Annotated in this window: 21 protein-coding genes; 13 read left to right on the forward strand and 8 right to left on the reverse strand. The window is 65.2% G+C overall.

What is annotated here, in order from left to right; translation table 11 throughout:
- The first annotated feature begins 9 nt into the window (after window positions 1–9).
- The 8 genes from BM160_RS07110 (at window position 10) to BM160_RS07145 (ending at window position 7081) form a co-directional block, all read left to right on the forward strand.
- On the forward strand, window positions 10–405 hold the full coding sequence (locus BM160_RS07110; protein WP_092002717.1) for a DUF1636 family protein: 396 nt from the start codon (window positions 10–12) through the stop codon (window positions 403–405).
- Between the two features lie 53 nt (window positions 406–458).
- Window positions 459–650, forward strand: coding sequence for a CbtB domain-containing protein (locus BM160_RS07115; protein ID WP_092003182.1), 192 nt, complete (start codon window positions 459–461; stop codon window positions 648–650).
- A gap of 28 nt (window positions 651–678) precedes the next feature.
- Window positions 679–1509, forward strand: coding sequence for a CbtA family protein (locus BM160_RS07120; protein WP_092002720.1), 831 nt, complete (start codon window positions 679–681; stop codon window positions 1507–1509).
- Window positions 1510–1514: 5 nt separating this feature from the next.
- Window positions 1515–2237 carry a 5,6-dimethylbenzimidazole synthase gene (bluB, locus tag BM160_RS07125; protein ID WP_092003184.1) on the forward strand — a complete coding sequence of 241 codons (723 nt, stop codon included), beginning with the start codon at window positions 1515–1517 and terminating at the stop codon, window positions 2235–2237.
- A 206-nt stretch (window positions 2238–2443) separates the two neighbouring features.
- Window positions 2444–3646 carry a sodium/glutamate symporter gene (locus BM160_RS07130; RefSeq protein WP_092002722.1) on the forward strand — a complete coding sequence of 401 codons (1203 nt, stop codon included), beginning with the start codon at window positions 2444–2446 and terminating at the stop codon, window positions 3644–3646.
- Window positions 3647–3663: 17 nt separating this feature from the next.
- Window positions 3664–4608: an adenosylcobinamide-phosphate synthase CbiB gene (gene cbiB, locus BM160_RS07135; RefSeq protein ID WP_255368713.1), complete on the forward strand. Its 945-nt coding sequence runs from the start codon at window positions 3664–3666 to the stop codon at window positions 4606–4608.
- Window positions 4605–5627: an aminotransferase class I/II-fold pyridoxal phosphate-dependent enzyme gene (locus BM160_RS07140; RefSeq protein WP_092002728.1), complete on the forward strand. Its 1023-nt coding sequence runs from the start codon at window positions 4605–4607 to the stop codon at window positions 5625–5627. The genes cbiB and BM160_RS07140 overlap by 4 nt, the downstream gene beginning before the upstream one ends.
- A complete protein-coding gene (locus BM160_RS07145; RefSeq protein WP_092002730.1) occupies window positions 5624–7081 on the forward strand; it encodes a cobyric acid synthase in 1458 nt (485 codons plus the stop codon). The genes BM160_RS07140 and BM160_RS07145 overlap by 4 nt, the downstream gene beginning before the upstream one ends.
- Window positions 7082–7104: 23 nt before the next feature.
- Here BM160_RS07145 and BM160_RS07150 read toward each other — a convergent pair whose 3' ends face one another.
- Both BM160_RS07150 and BM160_RS07155 read right to left on the reverse strand, forming a co-directional pair.
- A complete protein-coding gene (locus BM160_RS07150) occupies window positions 7105–7539 on the reverse strand; it encodes a hypothetical protein (RefSeq protein WP_092002733.1) in 435 nt (144 codons plus the stop codon).
- A gap of 71 nt (window positions 7540–7610) precedes the next feature.
- Entirely contained in the window at window positions 7611–8516 is a 906-nt protein-coding gene (locus BM160_RS07155; RefSeq protein WP_092002736.1) for a LysR substrate-binding domain-containing protein, read from the reverse strand.
- Between the two features lie 180 nt (window positions 8517–8696).
- On the opposite strand from BM160_RS07155, the gene BM160_RS07160 reads away from it, so the two are divergent.
- The 4 genes from BM160_RS07160 to BM160_RS07175 all read left to right on the forward strand — a co-directional run bounded on the left by BM160_RS07160 (window position 8697) and on the right by BM160_RS07175 (window position 14520).
- Window positions 8697–9662, forward strand: coding sequence for a Bug family tripartite tricarboxylate transporter substrate binding protein (locus tag BM160_RS07160; protein WP_092002739.1), 966 nt, complete (start codon window positions 8697–8699; stop codon window positions 9660–9662).
- A 33-nt stretch (window positions 9663–9695) separates the two neighbouring features.
- The gene (locus BM160_RS07165; RefSeq protein ID WP_092002742.1) at window positions 9696–10877 is read left to right on the forward strand and encodes a CaiB/BaiF CoA transferase family protein; all 1182 of its coding nucleotides are present in this window, start codon (window positions 9696–9698) and stop codon (window positions 10875–10877) included.
- A 107-nt stretch (window positions 10878–10984) separates the two neighbouring features.
- Window positions 10985–11839, forward strand: coding sequence for an HpcH/HpaI aldolase/citrate lyase family protein (locus BM160_RS07170; RefSeq protein ID WP_255368714.1), 855 nt, complete (start codon window positions 10985–10987; stop codon window positions 11837–11839).
- A 224-nt stretch (window positions 11840–12063) separates the two neighbouring features.
- Window positions 12064–14520 (forward strand): penicillin-binding protein 1A, encoded by a 2457-nt coding sequence (locus tag BM160_RS07175; protein WP_092002748.1) that lies wholly within the window; start codon window positions 12064–12066, stop codon window positions 14518–14520.
- On the opposite strand, the gene thpR is transcribed toward BM160_RS07175, so the two are convergent.
- Window positions 14470–14973: an RNA 2',3'-cyclic phosphodiesterase gene (gene thpR / locus BM160_RS07180; RefSeq protein ID WP_092002751.1), complete on the reverse strand. Its 504-nt coding sequence runs from the start codon at window positions 14971–14973 to the stop codon at window positions 14470–14472. The genes BM160_RS07175 and thpR overlap by 51 nt on opposite strands.
- Before the next feature lie 115 nt (window positions 14974–15088).
- Window positions 15089–16543, reverse strand: a complete 1455-nt coding sequence (locus BM160_RS23135; RefSeq protein ID WP_369821756.1) for a dienelactone hydrolase family protein — start codon at window positions 16541–16543, stop codon at window positions 15089–15091.
- Window positions 16544–16644: 101 nt separating this feature from the next.
- On the opposite strand from BM160_RS23135, the gene BM160_RS07190 reads away from it, so the two are divergent.
- The gene (locus tag BM160_RS07190; RefSeq protein ID WP_092002754.1) at window positions 16645–17427 is read left to right on the forward strand and encodes an NYN domain-containing protein; all 783 of its coding nucleotides are present in this window, start codon (window positions 16645–16647) and stop codon (window positions 17425–17427) included.
- Window positions 17428–17432: 5 nt separating this feature from the next.
- Here BM160_RS07190 and BM160_RS07195 read toward each other — a convergent pair whose 3' ends face one another.
- From BM160_RS07195 to BM160_RS07210, 4 genes are all read right to left on the reverse strand, one after another.
- A complete protein-coding gene (locus BM160_RS07195; RefSeq protein WP_092002757.1) occupies window positions 17433–17723 on the reverse strand; it encodes a DUF4389 domain-containing protein in 291 nt (96 codons plus the stop codon).
- 10 nt (window positions 17724–17733) lie between these two features.
- Window positions 17734–18174: a universal stress protein gene (locus BM160_RS07200; protein ID WP_092002760.1), complete on the reverse strand. Its 441-nt coding sequence runs from the start codon at window positions 18172–18174 to the stop codon at window positions 17734–17736.
- Window positions 18175–18411: 237 nt separating this feature from the next.
- Window positions 18412–21516, reverse strand: coding sequence for an FAD-binding and (Fe-S)-binding domain-containing protein (locus BM160_RS07205; RefSeq protein WP_092002763.1), 3105 nt, complete (start codon window positions 21514–21516; stop codon window positions 18412–18414).
- Window positions 21517–21558: 42 nt separating this feature from the next.
- The gene (locus BM160_RS07210) at window positions 21559–22239 is read right to left on the reverse strand and encodes a GntR family transcriptional regulator (protein ID WP_092002766.1); all 681 of its coding nucleotides are present in this window, start codon (window positions 22237–22239) and stop codon (window positions 21559–21561) included.
- Between the last annotated feature and the right edge of the window lie 99 nt (window positions 22240–22338).

The following is a 22338-nucleotide window of genomic DNA, read 5'->3' on the forward strand; positions in this document are numbered from 1 at the left end:
TCCCTACCGATGTCCGATACCGAAATCATTGTCTGCACCACCTGCCGCCCACCGGGCGCATCGCGCGAGCTGCCGGCCGAAGGCCTGGCCTTGTTCGAAGCGGTGCAGGAAGCGCTGCTGGTGTGCGAGCTGGACACCGGGCAGCACAAGGGCCTGCAACTGCGCGGCCTGGCCTGCATGAGCGGCTGCTCCCGCGCCTGCACAGTGACGCTGCAAGCCCAGGGCAAATTCAGCTACTACTTTGGCGACCTGCTTCCCAACGCCGAGACCGCAGCCCAGGTGATTGCCTGCGCGCAGCTGCACAAGCAGAGCGCCGACGGCAACCTGGCCCGCAACGCACGGCCCGAGCGCCTGCGCAGCGGCATCCTGGCGCGATTGCCCCCTACAGGCCTGGGCGCGACATGAGCCGCCTGATCCATTTCGTTTGTTTTTCATCCACCAACCCCAAGGAGATTGCTATGACTGCACCGACAACCCTGACCCACAGCCCATCTGATACCCAAAATCCCGGCCTGGCCCTTTTGCGCCCGCTCCTGGGCGCCGCCGCATTGGGCCTGGTCGTGCTGTATGGCGTGGCCTTTGCCGAGAGCCCGCTGGCGCACAACGCGGCGCATGACGTGCGCCACGTGACCGTCAAACCCTGCCACTGATCGCTGCGCACTTCACAAGGAGATTGCCATGATTTTTCAACGATTGATTTGGGCCGCTTTGGCGGCTGCCTTGTTGGTGGGAAGTGTGCAGTCGGGCGTGCAGCAGTTGCAGGCCGTGCCCATCATCCTGGCCGCAGAGGTGTTTGAGGGGCAGAAAGTGGAAACGCCCAAGCCCGCTGCCGCTCCCGCGATGGCCACTGCCCATACGCATGCCGATGCGGCTGCGCATACCCATGCAGACGAGGCCGCCGAAGAATGGGCCCCGGCCGACGGCGTGGAGCGTGCGTTCTGGACCTGGGCGGCCAATGTCCTGCATGCTTTCAGCATGGCGCTGCTGGTGTTTGTGGTGATGGGCTTTTGCCTCATGCGCGGCAGCAGCCTGCGCTCCCTGCCGCTGGCCGCTTGGGTGGCCGCAGCGGGCTGGTTGACCTTTCATTTCTGGCCTTCGCTGGGCTTGCATGCGGAAATTCCCGGCATGGATGCCGCCCGCCTGGGCTCGCGCCAGGGCTGGTGGGTGCTGGCGGCCGCTAGTGCGGCACTGGCCTGCGTGTCGCTGGCCATGCTGCGCAGCCCCTTGCGTTGGGCGGCAGCGGCTGCCTGGCTGGCATTGCCCTTTGTCGTGGGCGCACCCCATCTCACGGCCGACCCCCTGGCCGGTTTCAGCGGTGAGGCCCAGGCGACTCTGCGCCACCTGGGTACGCAATTCATCTGGGCAACCACCTGGGTGTCCCTGTCGTTTTGGGTGAGCATGGCTCTGGCGGGCGGATTGGCCTTTCAGCGCTGGGTGCGCCCGGCCTTGCTGGCGGTGCTGCAGCGTGCGGACCTGCCTGCCGCGGGCGCTGTGCAGGCCACGCAGTGAGTGATGTGTCCGGCGTTGTTTCCAGCGACGGGGCCGGTCCGGTTGATCCGGCCGCGGCCGCTCACGCCTTTAGCGCCGCTGAACGGCAGTCGGTGTACCGCGCGATTTTTGAGCGGCGCGACATGCGGCATTTTTGTGGCGGCGAGGTCGCGCCCGAGTTGATGCGGCGCTTGCTGACGGCCGCCCACCATGCGCCCAGCGTCGGTTTCATGCAACCCTGGCGCTTTGTGCGTATCGCGCAGCCGTCTTTGCGCCGGCAGTTGCATGCGCTGGTAGAGGTCGAACGCGTGCAGACGGCACGGGCGCTGGGGGAGCGCGAGGACGCCTTCATGCGGCTCAAGGTCGAGGGGCTGCTGAGTGCGGCGGAAGTCTGGGTCGTGGCCCTGGCCGAGGGCCGTGAAAAGCATGTGTTTGGCCGCCGCACCATGCCGCAGATGGATCTGGCTTCCACCGCCTGTGCGATCCAGAACCTCTGGCTGGCGGCCCGCGCCGAAGGCCTGGGCATGGGTTGGGTCTCGCTGTTTGATCCGGCCGCCGTCAGCGCCTTGCTGCACATGCCGCCAGGCGCCGAGCCGGTGGCCTTGCTGTGCCTGGGGCCGGTGAGCGACTTTTATGAGCAGCCCATGCTGCAGCAGCAACGCTGGGCCAGCCGCTGCGCGCTGGACGAGCTGATTTATGAAGATGGCTGGGGTCAGCCCATGGCCGCGGCCTTAGCCGGGAAGCCGTGAGCAGCCATGCGGATCAGCCAACTCGGCGAACTGGGCCGCGCCTGCCCAGGAAACCATTCGAATAGCATAAAAAGTGCTTCTGGCCCTTGTTGTATATGCGCTGTCAGCTACTGTATTTGTAGCGTTGCAGGTGTTTCCCAAGCTTGGCATTCCTGCGCCGCGCCGTAGCGCGGACTGACAGTACATTCGATGGTGGAGGTTTGCCTATGATTGTTTTGGAATTGAATAGCGCCTGGACGCTGGTGGCTGCCTTGGCCACCATCATGTTGGGCCAGGGTGTCAACCGGGTCTGGCCTGTGCTGGAGCGGGCCAGCATCCCGCCGGCGGTGTCGGCGGGCCTGCTGCTGTCGGTGCTGCTGGCGCTGCTCCGCATCGCCGGTGTGCTGGACCTGCGCCTGGACACGGCGCCGCGCGATGTGCTGCTGCTGGTGTTTTTTGCCTCGCTGGGCTTTGGCGCGCACCTGGGGCGGCTGGCTACCGCCGGCACCGGCGCGCTGGTGATCTGCCTGGCCGTCGCCCTGGTGGCGCTGGGCCAGAATCTGGCCGGCATGGCCCTGGCTTACTTGTTTGGTGAGCCCACCGTGCTGGGCTTGTTTGTGGGCAGCGCCGCCTACCTGGGCGGCCACGGCACGGCCACGGCCTGGGCCGGCGCGCCGCAGGTGGAAGGGCTCAAGGGCGCCCTGGAGGTTGGCCTGGGCAGTGCCACGCTGGGCCTGGTGCTGGGCGCGCTGATTGCCGGTCCGGTGGCATCCTGGCTGATGCGGCGCGAGCACAGCGGGGCCGTGGTGGGCCAGGCGCAACAGGAACAAGCGCCGCCGACACGGCCGCGCGAGTCGCCGTTTTCCTCGGACCGCTGGCTGTTTCCTCTGCTGTGCCTGGTGGCCTGCATGGCCGTGGGGCCGCTGCTGCGCGACCTGGTGGCCGCCAAGGCGGGCCTGCATGTGCCGCTGTTTCTGACCGTGCTGCTGGCGGCTGTGCTGCTGACCAATGCGGCCGATGCGCTGCGCAAGCCCTTTGACACCGAGGCGACCGACCTGGTGGGCACGCTGGCGCTGCGCGTCTTCTTGGCGATTGCCATGCTGTCGCTCGACTGGGTGGCGCTGGCGGCCAAACTGCCGCTGCTGCTCACCGGGGCGCTGGTTCAGGTGCTGGTCACAGTGGCGGTGGGCCTGCTGGTGGTCTACACCTTGTTTGGCCGCGGCCGTGAAGGGGCTGCGGCCTGCGGCGGTTTCATCGGTTTCAGCATGGGCGCCATGCCCGTGGGGCTGGCGGTGATGCGCCGCCTGAACACCCAGTTTGGCGACACGCCGCGCGCGCTGCTGGCGATCACGCTGGCGGCGTCGCTGTTCACCGACACGGCCAACGCGCTGATTCTCACTGCGCTGCTGCGCTGGTCCGGCGGATATTGAGCGCGGTGCTGCCGGTATTGACTATTGCCGCGGGCCTGCTCGTGGCCCTGGCCATTGATCGCCTGCTGGGCGAGCCGCCCGCGCGCCTGCATCCCGTGGTGTGGATGGGGCGCTACCTGGGCTGGGCCGGTAAGCGCATTGCGCCCGCCGAATCGGGCAGCGGGCCAGACTGGCGCGCCTTTGGCGCCGGCGCGCTGGCCTGGTGCGTGGGGGCGGCGCTGGTGATGGGCCTGGCCTGCTGGGCGCAGCAGGCGGTGGCCGGTTGGCACCCGTTGCTGGCCGGCCTGGTTCTGGGTTGCCTGCTCAAACCGCTGCTGGCCTGGCGCATGCTGCGCAACGAGGTGCTCGCCGTGGAGGCGGCATTGGCGCAATCGCTGATGACCGGACGCGCGCGTCTGGCCTGGCTGGTGAGCCGCGACGTGATCAATCTGAGCGAAGCGCAGGTACGCGAAAGCGCCATCGAGTCGCTGGCCGAAAACCTCAACGACTCGGTGGTGGCACCGCTGTTCTGGTTTGTGCTGCTGGGCCTGCCGGGCGCGGCGCTGTACCGCCTGGCCAACACGGCCGACGCCATGTGGGGCTACCCCGGCATGCGCGGCGGGCGCTACTGGCAATGGGCGGGCAAATGGGCGGCGCGCGCCGACGATGTGCTGTCGTGGTTGCCGGCGCGTATCACCGCGCTGCTGCTGGCCCTGGCTGCGCGTGGCCTGCCGCTGCGCGCGCTGCGGCAGCAGGCGCGCCAGACCCCATCGCCCAACAGCGGCTGGCCCATGGCTGCCATGGCGCTGGCGCTGGGCGTGCGCCTGGCCAAGCCCGGGGTCTATGTGCTGAATGAGGCGGGCCGTGCCGTGCAGCCCGGTGATATGCAGCGCGCTGTGGTTTTGGCATCAAAAGTGCTTGTATCGCTTGTGGCGTGTGCGCTATCAGCTATTGTTTTTGTAGTATTTAGGGTGTTTTCATGAGTTCAGAGCAGCCGGCCGCGGCGCGTGTTCACGGCGGCCCCGATCAGCATGGCGTGCCGCGCTACGATTTTTCTACCAACAGCAACGCCTGCGGGCCATGCCCGACCGCGCTGGCCGCCGTGCAGCAGGCCGACCCCGGCCCTTACCCCGACGCCAGCTACAGCGCCTTGCGCCGGCAGCTGGCCGAGTTTCATGGTGTGGAGCCGCAGCGCGTGCTGCTGGCGGCCAGCGCCAGCGAGTTTATTTTTCGCATCAGCGCCGTGGCGGCGCAGAGCGGGCAGGGCGTCTGGCTGCCGCCGCACAGCTATGGCGACTATGCCCAGGCCGCCAGCGCGCATCGCCTGGCGCTGGCGGCCGGCCCCGCCGAGGCCCAACTGCTCTGGGCTTGCGAGCCCTCCAGCCCGCTGGGCGCGGCGCAGGCCGGACTGGCTGAACTGGTGGATGCGCAGACTGCCAAGGCCATGCTGGTGCTGGACTGCGCCTACGAGCCGCTGCGCCTGCAGGCTGCGCCCAGCTTGAGCTACACGCAGCTGCAAAGCGTCTGGCAACTCTGGACGCCCAACAAGGCCCTGGGCCTGACCGGCGTGCGCGCCGCCTATGCGATCGCGCCCCTGGCGGCCCAGCACAGCGTGGCCGCCCTGGAGCAGCTGTGCCCTTCCTGGCCGGTGGGCGCGCACGGCGTGGCCATGCTGCAGGCCTGGACGAGCGCCGGGGTGCAAGCCTGGCTGGCGGCCAGTCTGGCCAGCTTGCGCGACTGGAAAGCCAGGCAGATCGCGCTGTGCCAAGCGCTGGGCTGGGTCTACCTGCCCAGCGATGCCAATTTTTTCTGCGCCAGGCCGCTGCTGCCGCAGGGCATGAGCCTGCAGCAGGCGCTGGCCGGGCTGCGCGCCCAAGGTATCAAGCTGCGTGATACCGCTTCCTTCGGCTTGCCCGGCCATGTGCGCGTGAGCGTGCAGCCGCCCGCCGCTCAGGACGCTTTACACAATGCCTCGCAACAACTTCTTAAGGACATGAAATGAGCGCAAAAAGCGTCATGGTGCTGGGCACCACCAGCGGTGCCGGCAAGAGCTGGCTGACCACGGCGCTGTGCCGTTATTACGCCCGTCAGGGCTTGAAGGTCGCGCCCTACAAGGCGCAGAACATGAGCAACAACGCCCGGGTGGTGGCGGGCGGAGAAATCGGCAGCGCCCAATATTTCCAGGCGCTGGCGGCGCGCGCCGTTCCCGACGTGCGCATGAATCCCTTGCTGCTCAAGCCCGAGAAAGACACGCAAAGCCAGGTCGTGCTGATGGGCCAGGTCAATGCCGGGCTCTCGCGCATGGAGTGGCGTGGCCGCAGCGCCAGCGTCTGGCCCGTGGTGGCGAGTGCGCTGGACGAGTTGCTGGACGAAAACGACGTGGTGGTGATGGAAGGCGCAGGCTCGCCGGCAGAAATCAATCTGTCGGCCAGCGACATCGTCAACATGCGGGTGGCGCAACATGCCAACGCCGCCTGCCTGCTGGTCACCGACATAGACCGTGGCGGCGCTTTTGCCCATCTCTATGGCACCTGGGCCCTGCTTGGCGAAGCCGAGCGTCAGTTGATACGCGGCTTTGTGCTGAACAAGTTTCGCGGTGATGCCAGCCTGCTGGCGCCGGGCCCGCAAATGCTGCAAGACCTGACCGGCGTGCCCACGGTCGCCACCTTGCCGATGTGGTGGCAGCACGGCCTGCCGGAGGAGGACGGCGTGTTTGACGACCGCAGCCGGGCCACGGGTGCGGTGACCCGAACCGTCGCCGTGATTGCCTATCCGCGCATCAGCAACCTGGATGAATTCCAGCCGCTGAAAAACGTGCCGGGCCTGCACCTGAAGTGGGTGCGCAGCCCGGCCGAGCTGGCTGGCCTGGCGCCGGCCGACTGGATCATCCTGCCCGGCTCCAAGCACACCAGCGACGACCTGCTCTGGCTGCGCGCCCAAGGCCTGGACCAGGCGATTGCCGCCCACGCCGGCAGAGGAGGGGCGGTGCTGGGGATTTGTGGCGGCCTGCAAATGCTGGGCGAAGCGCTGATAGACCCGCACGGCATAGACGGCAACGGCCCCGGCCTGGGGCTCTTGCCGGTGGTCACCGTGTTTGACGAAAGCAAGACCGTGCGCCACCGGCAGGCGGCATTTGCCAAGCTGGGCGGGCCGTGGTCCGCCCTGTCGGACGTGGCTGTGCAGGGCTATGAAATCCACCACGGCCAGACCGCGCCGCATGCCGCCATGGCCGCGGCCGGCGACATCGCCCATGCGGTGATGCCCGAGGGCCTGGCCTGGCAAAACCCCAGCGGCAATGTGCTGGGCCTGTATTTACACGGCTTGTTTGAAGACCCGCGCGTGCTGCAAGCCTTGTTTGGCGCCGCCGTGCCGACGCTGGATAAGGTGTTCGAGGGCCTGGCCGACTATATTGACGAGCACTTTGAGCCCGGCCTGCTGCAGTCGCTGATTGCCTGATGGATGGGTATAGGCCGACAGCCTTATTCGGGCTTGCGCTTCAAGGGGCCGAAACAGGCTTTCAGGGACTCTTCCTTGCAAACAATGAGTTGATCACGCTTGGGGCTGAGCTGGATATAGTGGGTGACGGCTTCATCCGATACCTCGTGCAAGTCGCCCGAGCAGTCGCGCTTGCCGTTGCTCTCGCTCACCGTTTCGACCAGTCGGTAGTAGCCCAGCAGGCTGGGCACGGGCGATAGCTCGTAACGGCTTTGCGTGATTTCTTCGCCGCTGCGGCTGGTTCGCGTGCCATTGGCGCGAAATTTCCAGGTTTCCGCGCATTGCTTGCCCGGCAGTGTCCAGCTCCAGCTGCCTATGAGCGGGTGCGCTGCCGGCAGGGTAGCCGCTGCTGAAGGCGCTGCCGCCTGCGCCTGGGCAAAGCCGCAGATTAGGGCGGTGTAGAGAAATAGCTGTCGCAAATCGTCGCTCCTGATGGCTTAGGTCCGGTGTTTGGGGGGATGAAGGATTATGAAGACCTCGTGTAAACCCGCTATTGCGACTTGTCTTCCTGGTAATGCGCGCAGATCGCATCGATCAGCGACTGCGCATAGGCCGGAAGCCTTTCATGCTCGCGCACCAGGATGTAGCGTTCGCGCACGCTCCAGGGCTCTATCAGCTCAATCAGCGCCAGACTCATGTTGGCCTGATTGCGCCGGGCCGCGCTCTCGGGCAAGATGCCCACGCCTACGCCGGCGCCAATCATGCGGCACATGGCGTCAAAGCTGCTTAGCTGTATGCGCAGCTTGAGCGGCTTGCCCAGCTTGTCCGTGACCTGTGCCAGAAATTTCTGCAGCGTGCTGTCCGGCTGCATGGCCACGGTATCTTCATCTAGCGTTTCGGCAAAGGCGATGCGCTGGCGTTCGGCCAGGCGGTGCTGGCGCGACGTGACCAGCATCAGTCTGTCTGTGCTGAAGTGCAGAGCCCGCAGCCCCAGCGTGTCGACCTGGCCGGCCACGATGCCGAGGTCTGCGCGCCCGTCGAGCACGCCGCGGGCAATGTCAGCATTCGGTTTTTCCTGAAGGTCTATGTTGACGCGTGGGTTGTGGTAGAGAAAGTTTGGCAGGATTTCCGGTAGGAAATCCGTCACCGCCGTGGTATTGGCGAACACCCGTACATGGCCGCGCAGTCCGCCGCTGTACTCCTGCAGATCGGTGCGCAATTGCTCGGCCTGCCGCAATACGCCGCGCGCGTGGTGCAAAAAGGCTTCGCCGGGCGGCGTCAGGCGCACGCCACGCGCTTCGCGGTAGAGCAGGGGCATGCCGGCCTGCGCTTCCAGGGTCTTGATGCGTGCGCTGGCGGCGGCCAGTGAGAGGTGTTGCCGCACGGCGGCGCGGGTCAGCTTGCCTTCATCGGCGGTGAGCACGAACAGGCGCAGGTCGGTCAGGTCGAAGTGCATAGCTTGATATTAGCGTCTTGGGCGTCAAGCCTTCTGAAATACCGAAGGCTTGGTCTTGAAATCTGTGATTGCTTTTGGCGCCCGATGCTGTGACCATGCCGGCACAACAGGAGATACCACGTGTTCAATTCCCTTTCTTCGCTTCTTTCCCTCTCTGCAGGTTTTCCGCGCCGCACCCTGATGGCGGGCGCTCTGGCCAGCCTGGCCTGCGCCGGCCTGGCCCAGGCCCAGACGGCTTATCCGAGCCGTCCCATCGTGATGGTGGTTCCCCAGGCGGCTGGTGGCACCAACGACATCGTGGGCCGGGTGGTGAGCCAGAAGCTGGGCGAAGTGCTTGGCGGCTCCGTCGTGGTCGAGAACCGGCCGGGCGCCGGTGGCAATATTGGCACCCAGGTGGTGGCCAAGGCCAACAAGGACGGCTATTCGCTGCTCATGACCATCAGCAGCAGTCAGGCCATAAATCCTGCGCTCTACAAAAATCCCGGCTTCGATCCGGTGAAGGATTTTCGGCCTGTGAGCCTGATCGGTTCGGTGCCCAATGTGTTACTGGTTCATCCGTCCTTTCCGGCAAAAAACGTGGCCGAGCTGCTGGCCCTGGCCAAGGCCAAGCCGGACCATTACCAATACGCTTCAGCCGGCAACGGCACCCTGAACCACTTGCTGGGCGAGATGCTGAACAATATGGGCGGTGTGTCTCTTCAGCATGTGCCCTACAGAGGCGTGGCACCGGCCCTGAACGATGTGCTGGGCGGTCAGTTGCCTATGCTCTTTGCCAGCCTGCCTTCCTCCTTGGCCAATATCAAGGCCGGCAAGCTGCGCGCGCTGGCGGTCAGCGGCGCTACCCGTTCGCCGGTGCTGCCCGATGTGCCGACGCTGGCGGAATCCGTGCCTGGCTACAACGGCACGCTGTGGATTGGCCTGTTTGCACCCGCCGGTATTCCGCCCGAGGTGTTTGCCCGCCTGCAGGACGGCATGGCCAAAGCCCTGGCCTCCAAAGACTTGCGTGCCACGCTGGAAAAACAGGGCGTGGAGCTGGCAGGCACGCCTGACAAGCCGGTGACCCCGAACCAGTTCGCCGCCTTGCTGAATGAAGACATTGCGAAGTGGGCGCGCATCGTGAAGTCTTCCGGGGCGGCGGTGGACTGAAGTTCGCGCTCTATTTGATACAAGGAACAAGACATGACGAGACCGCTTGAAGGCATTACCGTTGTTTCGCTGGAGCATGCGATTGCGGCGCCGTTCTGCACCCGGCAACTGGCGGATCTGGGCGCCCGCGTGATCAAGGTCGAGCGCCCGGGCGCTGGCGACTTTGCCCGCGCCTACGACAGCCGCGTCAAGGGCCAGGCTTCGCACTTCGTCTGGACCAACCGCTCCAAGGAAAGCCTGACGCTTGATCTCAAGCAGCCAGGCGCGCTGGCCGCCTTGAAACAGCTGCTGGCCCAGGCCGACGTGCTGGTGCAAAACCTCGCGCCCGGCGCAGCGGCGCGCATGGGCTTGTCCTTCGAGGCGCTGAGTCAGGCCCATCCGCAACTGATCGTCTGCGATATTTCAGGCTATGGCGATGACGGCCCCTACCGCGACAAGAAGGCCTACGACCTGCTGATCCAGAGCGAGGCAGGCATGCTGTCCATCACGGGCACGCCCGACGAGCCTTCCAAGGCGGGCAGCTCCATGGCCGATATTGCCGCCGGTATGTACGCCTATACCTGCATACTGTCGGCGCTGCTGCTGCGCGGCAAGACCGGGCAGGGTAGCCATATAGATGTGTCCATGCTGGAGTCGCTGGCCGAATGGATGGGTTATCCCCTGTACTACGCCTTCGACGGCGCGCCGCCGCCGCCGCGCACTGCGGCGTCGCATGCCAGTATTTATCCCTACGGGCCTTTCCAGGCGGGCGATGGCGGCACGGTGATGCTGGGCCTGCAGAACGAGCGTGAGTGGAAGGTTTTCTGCGCGGTGGTGCTGGAGGATGCTGCTTTGGCCGACGACCCGCGTTTTGACAGCAATGCCAGACGCAATGAGCAGCGCGAGACACTCAGGACGCTTATTCTTGCCACCTTTGCCGGGCTGACCACGGCTGAGCTCACGGCGCGGCTGGACCGGGCGCAGATTGCCAACGCCCGCATGAACAGCATGGCAGAAGTCTGGGCGCATCCGCAGCTCAAGGCGCGCGAGCGCTGGCAGACCGTGGGCTCACCGGCCGGCGATATTCCTGCGTTGCTGCCGCCTGGCCGCAACAACCGCTTTGCTTACCGCATGGATGCCATTCCCGCCGTTGGCCAGCACACCGAGGCCATTTTGCGCGAGCTGGGCCAGGATGACGAGGCCATTGCCAACTTGCGTAGCAGCGGGGCGGTTTGAGCTGGCCGGGACGCATCTGGCGATATTTGAATTGCTATTCAAACAATAGCTATATGCGCTTATTTTTAAAGGGCCAAGCCCGGTTTTAACTCATGAAAATGTCTTGTGTGAACACGGATGAAACCACGCTGGCGGCACTTGCTTCGGCCAGCACCTTTTTGTTTGTGCCGGCCAACCGGCCCGAGCGTTACGCCAAGGCGCTGGCTTCGGGGGCAGGCGCCGTCATCATTGATCTGGAAGACGCCATTGCCCCTGTCGACAAACAGGCGGCGCGGCAAACCCTGGTTCAGGCGGTGAACGGCCTGGATGCCTTGCAGCGCCGCCGCCTGGTGGTGCGCATCAACGCCGCCGGGACGCCCTGGCATGCCGACGATCTGGCGGCACTGCGTGATCAGGGCATGGGCGCGGTGATGGTATCCAAGGCCGAATCGGCCGCTACGCTGGCCCAGGTGGCCAGCGTCATGGGCCCGGCCTGCGCGCTGCTGCCGCTGATCGAGTCGGTGGCCGGCCTGGATGCCGTGGATGCGCTGGCAGCTTGTTCGCAGGTGCTGCGCCTGGTTTTTGGCCATCTGGATTTTCAGGCCGATGCCGGTCTGGCCTGCGGCCCCGATGAGTCCGAGCTGGTGCCTGTGCGTCTGGCGCTGGTGTTGGCATCGCGCCGTGCGGCACTGGCCGCGCCGGTGGACGGCATTTCGCCCGGTACGCAGGACACAACGCAGCTGGCCCTGGATGCCGCGCGCAGCCGGCGTGGCGGTTTTGGCGGCAAGCTCTGCATCCATCCGGCACAGGTGGCGCCGGTCAAGGCGGCGTTTGCGCCCAGCGCGGCGGAACTTGACTGGGCGCGGCGGGTGCAGTCGGCTTTCGAGCAGGCCGGGGGCGGCGTGTTCAGCCTGGACGGCCGCATGGTGGATGCGCCTGTCATGCGTCTGGCGCAACGCACGCTGGCGCTGAGCCAGGCCTGAGCCAACGCGGCCTGGCGAGGCCCGGGCCAGCGGTTTGAGCGCTGGCGGGCCGGTTTGGTTAAAATTGCGGCTTTCTGCGCCAGGCCTGCGAGCCTGGCATTCATGATGGCAAGCGCATTGTTTGCCGCGGTTTTACCGGCCAGGGCAGCGCCGTCGCAGCCCAGCAGCCTCTGCTGAAGCCGCTAAATTTCGCTCAATTTCGCTCAACTCCGGACTCCCATCTGATGAAAATGGCCCTGGCCCGTGTCAAAACCTTTGCCGCTCACATGCTGGGGCGGCTGCGCCATCCGACCCGGCGCGGCGTGGCCTTGGCGCTGGCGGCCGTGCCGACGCTGGTGCTCTTGTATGTGCTGGTGCTGATTCCCTTTACGCCCAGCATCAGCGACCTGAGAAAGGCCAAGTCCGAAAAGCCAGCCCAGTTGCTCACGGCCGACGGCAAGGAGCTGGCCCTGCTCAAGCGCGCCAACCGCGATTGGGCCACGCTGGACGAGATCTCGCCCGCTGTGGTGAGCGCCCTGATCGCCACCGAAGACCACCGCTTTTTTCAGCACCACGGCATAGACCTGAGGCGTACCGCCTCGGCGGCGCTGCACACTTTTTCCGGCGATCTGCAGGGTGGCTCGACCATCACCCAGCAACTGGCCCGCAACCTCTACCCCGAGGAGATTGGCCGGGCCCAGACCCTGACGCGCAAGATCAAGGAGGCCATCACGGCGCTGAAGATAGAAGTGGTCTACAGCAAGCAGGAGATTCTGGAGACCTATCTCAACACCGTGCCCTTTCTCTACAACGCCTACGGCATAGAAATGGCGGCCCGCACCTATTTCGACAAGTCGGCCAGTGAACTCGATGAGCTGGAGAGCGCCACGCTGATAGGCATGTTGAAGGGCACCAGCTACTACAACCCGGTGCTCAACCCCGAGCGCGCGCTGCAGCGCCGCAATACCGTTCTGGCCCAGATGGTCAAGCGCGACAAGCTGAGCACGGCCAGGTTTGAGACGCTGAAGAAGCGCCCGCTCAAGGTCGATTTCGAGCGCCAGAGCGAGCCGCTGGGCAGCGCCCCCCATGTCACCCAGTATCTGCGCCGCTGGCTGATCGAATGGGCCGATCGCAAGGGCTACAACATCTATGCCGACGGCCTGGTGGTGCACACCACGCTGGATTCGCGGCTGCAAAAGCTGGCCAACCAGGCGGTGGCGCGCCAGGCCGACCGGCTGCAAGGCGTGGCGAATGTGGAGTGGGGGCCACGCGCTTGGGCCGCCAAAAAAGAGCTGGTGCGTGCCTTTGTGCGTGAGACCCGCGAGTACAAAAACGCCCGCAACGCCGGCCAGAGCGATGCGCAGGCGCTCAAAGCCCTGCAGGCCGATGCCGACTTCATGCGCACGCTGCGTCAGGACAAGACCCGTTTGCAGGCCGGTTTTCTGGCGCTGGATCCGAGAAACGGCCATGTGATGGCCTGGGTCGGCAGCCGCGACTTCGACCTGGATCCCTTTGACCATGTGCAGCAGGCGCGCCGCCAGCCCGGCTCGACCTTCAAGCCCTTTGTCTATGGCGCGGCTTTTGAGCAGGGCGCCCATCCCGACGACAGCTTTATGGACGAGGCGGTGGCGATTCCCCTGGGCCATGGCGCGGTCTGGCGCCCCACCGATGGCGGCGAGCCCAGCGGGCGCAGCATGAGCTTGCGCGAAGGCCTGGTCTATTCCAAGAACACCATCACCGCCCAGGTCATGCAAAGCGTAGGCCCGGCGCGGGTGGCCAAGCTGGCCCAAGCCATGGGCGTGCGCCAAAGCAAGCTGGAGGCCGTGCCCGCGCTGGCGCTGGGAACCAGTCCGGTGACGCTGAAGGAAATGGTCTCGGCCTACGGCACCATCGCTAACAGCGGTGCTTATATCGAGCCCATGCTGGTGACGCGCATAGAGGACAGAAACGGCCGGGTGCTGGAGACCTTCCAGAGTCAGGCGCCCGAGCAGGCCATGTCGGTGGCCGGTGCGCAAACCCTGCTGGACGTGATGCGCGGCGTGATCGATCGCGGCACCGGCGCCGGCATTCGCAACCGCTTCGGCATACGCGCCGATGTGGCCGGCAAGACCGGTACCACCCAGGACAACACCGACGGTTGGTTCATCCTGATGCATGCGCAACTGGTGGCGGGCGCCTGGGTCGGCTTTAACGACAACCGGGTGACGATACAAAGCAATTATTGGGGCCAGGGCGCGCACAGCGCACTGCCCATGGTGGGCGACTTCTTTGCGCAGTCCCTGAATGCCCGGGTGATTGATCCAAATGCGCGCCTGGCCGCAGCGCCCGATGTCACGGCGCTGGACAGCTTGCCGACCCAACTGGGCAACTGGTTGAGCGGCCTGTTCTCCAGCACGCCGGAAGCGGTGGCCAAGCCTGAGGCCGAGCCCGTAACGCGGCCGGCAGCCGTCACGGTGGCACCGGTCAGTCCGATTAGTCCGATTAGCCCGGCCGTCAGTGTGCCTGAGTTGCCGCCGGCTCCGACCGCGCCAGCCCAGTTCCCGGCCCTTGCTCAACCCCAAATTCCGCCTGCGCCGCCGGATGATGCCCTGGACGTGTGGATCCGGTCGACACCCGCCGGCGAAGGCGGTGCCGCAGAAAAGCCGGCGGACTCATTCCCGCGCCCCATAGGTTTGCAGGATGCGGTAACGCCCGGTGGCTGAAGGCAGGGACGCCGCGAGGTAAAACGCCTTTACCTGCCAGGCTATGGCGCTTGGCGGGGGCAACAAAGCGTCGCTGGCGCGGCGTGCCAGCGTCACATGGGGCTGGAAACTGCGGTTGTGGGCGCTGAGCCCCAGCGCGCTCAGCTGCGCATCCAGCGCCGCTTGCAACTCAAGCAGTGCGGCCGATGCCATGCTGGGCCTGAGTACCGCCACCTCACCCCAGAGTTCGGGTTGCCCAAACAGCAGCGGGAAGGCCACAAAATCGGGTGCCCGCAGGCCCTGCAGCGGCTCGACCTGCGCCAAGTCCAGGTTGCCGACAAAGCGCAGCGTCAGATGAAAATCGGCTGCGGCGACCGGTTTGGCCTCTCTGGGCCAGACGCAGCTGGCCGAGTAATCGGCCAGTTGCTCGCGCAGTGGCGTGTCTGGCCAGAGGGCGAAAAAGAGGCGAGTCATGGGCGTTGCCTGCTATTTAATTGATAGCGTTATGCGGCCGTGTTGATTGGGCTAGAGCCTAATTTTGATTAAAAATCGAGCAAACCCGCAGGCCGCGGCGGGCCTGGCGCTCAATTCAGTAAGGCAAGGCAAAGCCATCGCGCCCGGCGTTGATGCGCAGCGCCGTCGGCTTGCCATCCAGCGCCTGGGCGCTCAGCGACACGCTGGCGCCAGACACCAGCAGGCTGCGGTCGGCCGGCTTGAAGCTCACGATGGGCGTGCCTGGCGGCACGATGATGGTTTGCTCGCCGCCCTGGTATTTCAGCTGCAGCTTGCGGCCTTGGGGCGCCGTCGCCAGATCGGCCACCGTGGCATTGGTCATGGTGCTGTCGGGCGCCAGATCGAAAGGCCTGTGGCCTTCGCCGCTGCCGCGCGCCGATTCGGGAAATACCGTCACGGCCACGGCGCGCTGCGAACCGTCGGCCTGGGGCTGGCCGCCCACGCCGACGAAACTGCCGGCGTGGATGTCGGCGAGCGCGATCGGGTAGACCTCCATCACCACCAGCTTGGCCGGCAGCGCCAGTGTGATGACTTCGCCGCCGCGCGTTTTCAGCATCAGGCTGTCGGGCCCGACAGCCTGCAGCGTGCCGCGCAGGCGCACTACCGGTGAGTCCTGGGCTGTCGCGACGCTGGCCGGAGCCTGCAGATGGGTTTTGAAGAAAGCGATGGTGCGCTCCCAGGCCAGCTTGGCGGCGGCCGCGTCATAGCGCGGCGTGGTGTCGTTGTTAAAGCCGTGTTGGGTGCCGGGGTAGCGGTAAACCGTGTAGCTCGCGCCGGCGGCCTTGAGCGCCGCTTCATAGGCCGGCCAGGCGGCATTGATGCGTTCATCCACCGCCGCTTGCTGCACCAGCAGCGGGGCCTTGACCTTGGCGGCTTCGGCGGGCGCCGGAACGTTGCCGTAAAAGGGCACGCCGGCATTGAGCTCGGGCAGGCGGGTGGCCAGCAGATGGACGATGCCGCCGCCATAGCAAAAGCCCACCGCGCCTAGCTTGCCGTTGCCGTCGCTGCGGGCCTGCAGCCAGCGGGCGGCGGTGACGAAATCCTCTAGCGTCTTGGCCCGGTCCAGGGTGGCGAAGGCGGCGACGGCCTTTTCCTCGTCGCCCGGGTAGCCACCCAGCGGGGTCAGCGCATCGGGGGCAAAGGCCATGAAACCGTCCAGCGCCAGGCGCCGGGTGATGTCTTCGATGTGCGGGTTCAGGCCGCGGTTTTCATGAATCACCAGCACCGCCGGCAGCTTGGCTGTGCCGGCGCCGGCGGGCCGCGCCAGATAGCCCGTGATGCTGCCGTGGCCGGCGGGCGAGGCCAGGCTGAGGCGTTCGGTTTTCAGTCGCGGGTCATTGGGCGTCACCTGCTGTCCGGCGGCGAAGTCGGGGCTGAGGGCGGCCAGCAGGCCGGCGGCCGTGATGCCGGCCTTGGCGAATTTTTGTGCCTGGGCCAGAAAACCGCGCCGGTCCAGCTGGCCATGGACATAGGCGTCGAAGAGGATTAACAGTTCCTGGTCAAAGTCTTGGGCGCTCAGGCGTGGTGGCATGGGGACTCCTTGGCAAAAACGCAGCATACGCCGGGCGTAAAAAATCCGTCAAGTCGGCTTGGCCGGCGCGTTAGGATCGGTCCTTGATCCACGGAGACTTTATGCGCAAGCGCGACAGAGAAGAAGAGCCATCGGTTGCCCTGTACTGGGATTTTGAGAACTTGCACGCCAGCCTGTGCGAGGCCAAGCAAGAGGGCGCTTACAGCAAGCAGGACAACCGCTTCCGGGTGCAGGAGCCGCTGATCGAGGTGCAGGCCATTGTTGAGCTGGCGGCTTCGTTCGGCCCGATTGCCATCAACCGGGCCTACTGCAACTGGCAGTATTTCAGCCGCTACCGCGATGCCTTGCTGCAAAACGCGGTAGAGCTGATACAGCTGTTTCCACCCGGCGGCGGCGCCAAGAATGGGGCCGACATCAAGCTGTGCCTGGATGCCATGGAAGACATAGGGCGCTTTGGCCACATAGGCACGGTGGTCATCGTCAGCGGCGACAGCGACTTCATGCCGCTGTCACAAAAAATCAAGGCGGCCGGGCGCACTCTGGTGGGGGTGGGCGCGCGTCCCTTCACCAATCGCCATTGGGCCAAGAGCTGCCACGAATTTCGCTATTACGAGAGTTTGCTGGAGAGCCCGGCGCCCACAGCAACGGCACTGCAGGTCGACGCGGCGGCCGAGCTCCTGCAGCGGGCGCTGCGCCTGCTGGCGCCGAGCCTGGGCGATGGCTGGGTCGGCCAGACGGCGACCTGGCAGATGATCAAGCGCCTGGATCCCAGCTTTGAGCCCAGGGAGCATGGCTACGCCGATTTTCCGGCCATGCTCAAGGCCTTGGCGACCCTGCTGGAAGTCAGGGAGGGCGAGCCGGAGCCGCTGGTGCGACTGCGCTGACGGGGTTAGAGCTTGGTCTGGCTGGTGTCCGCAGGCCATTCGCTGAAGGGAAAGGGCAGCTCCTCGCTGCCAAAGCTTTCAAAGACGGCAATCTGGGCCAAGTAGCGGCCCAGGCTTTTCCCCAGTTGCTGCAGACGGGCGTTGGGCGCGTCCGTGACCACTGCCAGCAGCAACTGCAACAGCGCCACCAGGCTGAGCAGCCAAACGGCCAGCTGAAAGGCCAATGCCATCAGCAGCATCAACACCAGGCGCAGCCACAGCTTGCGCGGTGGCACAGGAGCGATCAGTTCATTCATCGTTGGTGCTTCAGCGCGCCACCAGGACCGGCAGCGGGGACTCCGCCACGACCTTGCTGGCCACGCTGCCCAGCATCAGCCTGGCTATGCCGCTGCGGCCGTGCGAGCCGACCACGATGAGGTCGACGCCTTCATCCTTGGCGGTTTGGACAATGCCGCTGGCCGCCGCCACGTTTTCAACCATGCGCGCCTGCATGCTCACCAGGCTTGCGCCTTGGCTGCATAGCTGGGCCACCTTGGCATGGGCTTGCGCGGCGTGTGCCTGGGCCGCTGACATATAGGTTTCAAAGCCTAGCGGGTTGGACTCGCCTATGGCCAGAAAAGGATAGGGATCGATGACATACACGGCCAGCAGTTTGGCGCCGTGTATGCGTGCCAGGTTGACGGCCAGCTGTGCGGCGTGTTCGGAGGCCGGGGAGCCGTCGGTGGCGATCAGGATGTGTTTGAACATGGGGTCTCGCTTCTGAAGTGGCTGAGTCCGCATTCTGCGCCGGGCGCCGCATTTCCAGAAGTCACCCGGGTCTGCGGGTGTGGCGGTGTTGCGCGGTTTTCCGGCAACACGCTTGAAAATTTAGAGAAAAAAGGCCGCTATCCCAATAGGGACGGGCGTAGCCAGCTATTAAATTAGAAGTAACGTCGGGGCGGCCTGTGCGCTGGGCGCGACCCCGCATAGATCGTCAACAGGCGCTTAGCTTTGCAGCTGCCTGGCCAGCAATACCGCCACATGAATCGCTTCGCGCTGCGCGCCGTCCTTGATCTGGTGGCGGCAACTGGTGCCGTCGGCCACCACGATGGCGTCGGGCTGCTGGCGCACGGCCGGTAGCAGGCTGAGTTCGGCCATTTGCATGGACACCTCGTAGTGACTGGCCTCGTAGCCGAAGCTGCCGGCCATGCCGCAGCAGCTCGATTCAATCAGCTCGGGCTGGGCGCCCGGAATCAGTTTGAGCACGTCCATGATGGGGCTGACCGCGCCAAAGGCTTTCTGGTGGCAATGACCGTGCAGCAGTATCGGCTGTGCGGCGGGCTTGAGCCTGGCCTTGAGGGTTTCCAGCCGACCGGCAGCGGCTTCGCGGGCCAGAAACTCCTCCAGCAGCAACGCGTGCCGGCTGATGGTTTGGGGCGCTTCGCCCAGTCCCATGACCAGCATTTCGTCACGCAGCGTCAGCAGGCAGGAGGGCTCCAGGCCAACGATGGCGATGCCTTTTTCGGCAAAGGGCAGCAGGGCATCGACCACTTCGCGCGCCTTGGCCTTGGCCTTGTCGACCATGCCGCTGGCCAGGTAGGTGCGGCCGCAGCACAGGCTTTTGCCGTCTGCCACGGTCTTGCTGGCGATGTGTACGGTGTAGCCGGCCGCCTGCAGCACTTTGAGCGCTGAAACGGCATTTTTGGATTCGAAGTAGCCATTGAAGGTATCGACAAACAGCACCACCGGCCGGGTGGCGGCCAGGACTTCCTCGCGGCTGGCGGTCTTGAGGCGCTCGTGCAGCATTGTGCCGGGCGTGCTCAGGCGTTTCCAGAAGGTTTGGCTGGTCCATTGCGGCAGGCTGCGGCGAGCCGACAGGCCCAGCAGTTTTTCGCTCCAGACGGCCAGGCCGGGCACCTTGTCGCGCAAATTGAGCAGCGGCGCCAGGCGGCTGGCCCAGTGGGCGTAGTCCGGCAGATAGGCGACCAGCTTGTCTTTCAGCGTGTAGCCGTGCCTGGCCTTGTAGTGGTGCAAAAACTCCACCTTCATCTTGGCCATGTCCACGCCGGTCGGGCAGTCGCGCTTGCAGCCCTTGCAGCCCACGCACAGGTCCAGCGCCTCTTTGACGGCGGGGCTGGTGAAAGCCTGTTCGGCATTCATGCCTTCGAGCTGACCCGAGAAGGCCAGGCGCAGCGTGTTGGCGCGGCCGCGCGTCACATGTTTTTCGTCGCGCGTGACGCGGTAGCTGGGGCACATGGTGCCGGCGTCAAACTTGCGGCAGTGGCCGTTGTTGTTGCACATCTCCACGGCCTTGGCAAAGCCCTGGGCGGCATCGCCGCCGCTGCCGGGCGCGCTGGTCTGCTCGGTGACCGGGTCGTTCTGCACATTCCAGGCGCTCCAGTCCAGCGCGGTCTTGATCGGGATGACCTTGTAGCTGGGTGGAAAGCGCATCAGCTGGGTGTCGTCCATCTTGGGCGGATTGACGATGCGCTGGGGGCTGAGCAGATTGAGCGGATCGAGGTAGCTCTTGATCTGCGAAAACGCGTGCGTGATCTTGGGGCCAAACTGCCACTCGACCCATTCGCCGCGGCACAGGCCGTCGCCGTGCTCGCCGCTGTAGGCGCCCTTGTAGTGGCGCACCAGTTCCGAGGCTTCTTCGGCGATGGCGCGCATTTTTGAGGCGCCGCCCCGCCGCATGTCCAGGATGGGCCGCACATGCAAGGTGCCGACCGAGGCGTGGGCATACCAGGTGCCCTTGCTGCCGTGCTTGCGAAAGACCTGGGTCAGCGCGTCGGTGTATTCGGCCAGGTGTTCCAGCGGCACGGCGCAGTCTTCGATGAAGCTGACCGGTTTGCCGTCGCCTTTGAGGCTCATCATGATGTTGAGGCCGGCCTTGCGCACTTCCCAGAGGTTTTTCTGCGGCGCGTCCTCAATCATTTCCACCACGGCTCCGGGCAGGCCCAGCTCGCCCATCAACTCCACCAACTGCTTGATCTTGGGCGTGAGTTCGGCCTTGGACTGGCCGGAAAACTCCACCAGCAAAATGGCATCGGGCTGGCCTATCAAAGCGGTGCGCACCGTGGCCGCAAAGGCCGGGTTTTGCAGCGACAGCTCAATCATGGTGCGATCGACCAGCTCGACCGCGGTCAGCGTGCCGTCGCCCAGCTTGACGATGTGCTGGGCCGCATCCATGGCCTGGTAAAAGGTCGGGAAGTTCACCACGCCCAGCACCTTGGTGCGCGGCAGTTCGGCCAGGCGCAGCTTGAGCGATTGGGTCAAGGCCAGCGTGCCTTCGCTGCCTATCAGCAGGTGGGCCAGGTTGACCGAGCCGTCTGCCGTGTAAGGCTTTTCGTTCTGGTTGTTGAAGATGTCCAGGTTGTAGCCGGCCACGCGGCGCATCACCTTGGGCCAATGCGCTTGCAGCTCGGGCCTGAGCTGGTCGGACAAGGCCTTGACGTAGTCGCCCAGGGCCCGTGCTTCGCCGGTGGCCGCGTCGTAGCGGCCCAGCGTCAGCAGGCTGCCGTCCGAGCGCCAGGCAGTGGCGCCCAGCACGTTGTGCACCATGTTGCCGTAGGCGATGCTGCGGCTGCCGCAGGAGTTGTTGCCGGCCATGCCGCCCAGCGTGGCCTGGGCGCTGGTGGAGACGTCCACCGGATACCACAGGCCGTGTTTTTTCAGCGCGGCGTTCAGGTGGTCCAGCACGATGCCGGGTTCGACCTCGACCGTGCGCTCTTGCGCGTTCACATTCAGGATGTTGCGCACATGCTTGGCGTGGTCTATGACCAGGCCGGCGCCGACGGTCTGGCCGCACTGGCTGGTGCCGCCGCCGCGCGGCACGATGGGCACCGCCAGATCGCGGCAGATATCCATGGCGAGCTTCACGTCGTTGGCGTTGCGCGGCACGAACACGCCGACCGGCATCACCTGGTAGATGGAGGCATCGGTGGCGTAGCGGCCGCGGTCGGCGGCGCTGAACAGCACCTCGCCCTGGGTTTCCTGCGCCAGTCTGGCGGCCAGCCGGCCCGCCACTTCGTTGCTGACGCGCGCCACGTCGTCGTAGGCTCGGTCGGCATTTTCCTGGGTGATGTTCAGGGGCAGGGGAGCGTTCATCGGGGTTTTGGTGTTGAAGGCTTGAAGGGGCAGGCTTGGGACTCAGGCCGAGGCCTGGCCGGCGGCGCGCAGCTGCTGGATCACCACATCGAGCTTGTTGGCCAGGTGGCTTTGCAGCACGCGCCGCATGGCCGCGGCGTCGCGCGCGGTGAGGGCGCTGATCATCTGCTCGTGTTCGTCCATGGCGAACTTCCACTTGTCTTCGTCCTGGTTGGAGCGAAAACGCAGTGCCTGCAAGCGTGCATTGACCTGGTTGTAGGTGGCGGTGAGCACCGGGTTCTTGGCGGCGACATTGATGGCGTTGTGGATGGCCGAGTTGAGCCGGTAGTAGGCCGGCAGGTCGCGGCGGGTATAGGCCGCCAGCATTTCAAAGTGCATGGCCTTGATCTCGGCCAGTTCTGCCTCGGTGATGCGCTGGGCTGCCAGCTCGCCGGATTGGGCCTCCAGCCCGGCCATGACCTCAAAGGTGTTCAGTACATCGGCTTCGCTCAGTTCCACGGCAATCGCACCGCGATTGGGCAGGAGTTCGACCAGGCCTTCGGCGGCCAGCATCTTGATGGCTTCGCGCAGCGGAGTGCGCGACACATTGAGTTCTTCGCTGAGCTGTCGCTCGTTGAGTTTGGCGCCGGGAGCGATGCGGTTTTCTATCAGCATCTGGCGCAGACGGTGGGCGACTTGCTCGTGCAGGGCGGAGCGGGGAATGAGTATGACTTCGGCTGACATGTCTATATTTTGTATGCAAAAAAAACCTATGTCAAATCGATCGTTAACCCTAGTAATGGTTTTATTTCGTTGACAAATAATTTTTGTATGCAAAAAATG

The sequence above is a fragment of the Polaromonas sp. OV174 genome (assembly GCF_900112285.1).
In the GTDB taxonomy this organism is placed as follows: Bacteria; Pseudomonadota; Gammaproteobacteria; order Burkholderiales; family Burkholderiaceae_C; genus Polaromonas.

What these genes read in the sequence shown, in the direction of transcription:
- BM160_RS07110 (WP_092002717.1), top strand. Translation starts at nt 10, where the DNA reads ATGTCCGATACCGAAATCATTGTCTGCACCACCTGCCGCCCACCGGGC.
- BM160_RS07115 (WP_092003182.1), top strand. Translation starts at nt 459, where the DNA reads ATGACTGCACCGACAACCCTGACCCACAGCCCATCTGATACCCAAAAT.
- BM160_RS07120 (WP_092002720.1), top strand. Translation starts at nt 679, where the DNA reads ATGATTTTTCAACGATTGATTTGGGCCGCTTTGGCGGCTGCCTTGTTG.
- BM160_RS07130 (WP_092002722.1), top strand. Translation starts at nt 2,444, where the DNA reads ATGATTGTTTTGGAATTGAATAGCGCCTGGACGCTGGTGGCTGCCTTG.
- BM160_RS07140 (WP_092002728.1), top strand. Translation starts at nt 4,605, where the DNA reads ATGAGTTCAGAGCAGCCGGCCGCGGCGCGTGTTCACGGCGGCCCCGAT.
- BM160_RS07145 (WP_092002730.1), top strand. Translation starts at nt 5,624, where the DNA reads ATGAGCGCAAAAAGCGTCATGGTGCTGGGCACCACCAGCGGTGCCGGC.
- BM160_RS07155 (WP_092002736.1), bottom strand. Translation starts at nt 8,516, where the DNA reads ATGCACTTCGACCTGACCGACCTGCGCCTGTTCGTGCTCACCGCCGAT.
- BM160_RS07160 (WP_092002739.1), top strand. Translation starts at nt 8,697, where the DNA reads ATGGCGGGCGCTCTGGCCAGCCTGGCCTGCGCCGGCCTGGCCCAGGCC.
- BM160_RS07165 (WP_092002742.1), top strand. Translation starts at nt 9,696, where the DNA reads ATGACGAGACCGCTTGAAGGCATTACCGTTGTTTCGCTGGAGCATGCG.
- BM160_RS07175 (WP_092002748.1), top strand. Translation starts at nt 12,064, where the DNA reads ATGAAAATGGCCCTGGCCCGTGTCAAAACCTTTGCCGCTCACATGCTG.
- thpR (WP_092002751.1), bottom strand. Translation starts at nt 14,973, where the DNA reads ATGACTCGCCTCTTTTTCGCCCTCTGGCCAGACACGCCACTGCGCGAG.
- BM160_RS23135 (WP_369821756.1), bottom strand. Translation starts at nt 16,543, where the DNA reads ATGCCACCACGCCTGAGCGCCCAAGACTTTGACCAGGAACTGTTAATC.
- BM160_RS07190 (WP_092002754.1), top strand. Translation starts at nt 16,645, where the DNA reads ATGCGCAAGCGCGACAGAGAAGAAGAGCCATCGGTTGCCCTGTACTGG.
- BM160_RS07195 (WP_092002757.1), bottom strand. Translation starts at nt 17,723, where the DNA reads ATGAATGAACTGATCGCTCCTGTGCCACCGCGCAAGCTGTGGCTGCGC.
- BM160_RS07200 (WP_092002760.1), bottom strand. Translation starts at nt 18,174, where the DNA reads ATGTTCAAACACATCCTGATCGCCACCGACGGCTCCCCGGCCTCCGAA.
- BM160_RS07205 (WP_092002763.1), bottom strand. Translation starts at nt 21,516, where the DNA reads ATGAACGCTCCCCTGCCCCTGAACATCACCCAGGAAAATGCCGACCGA.
- BM160_RS07210 (WP_092002766.1), bottom strand. Translation starts at nt 22,239, where the DNA reads ATGTCAGCCGAAGTCATACTCATTCCCCGCTCCGCCCTGCACGAGCAA.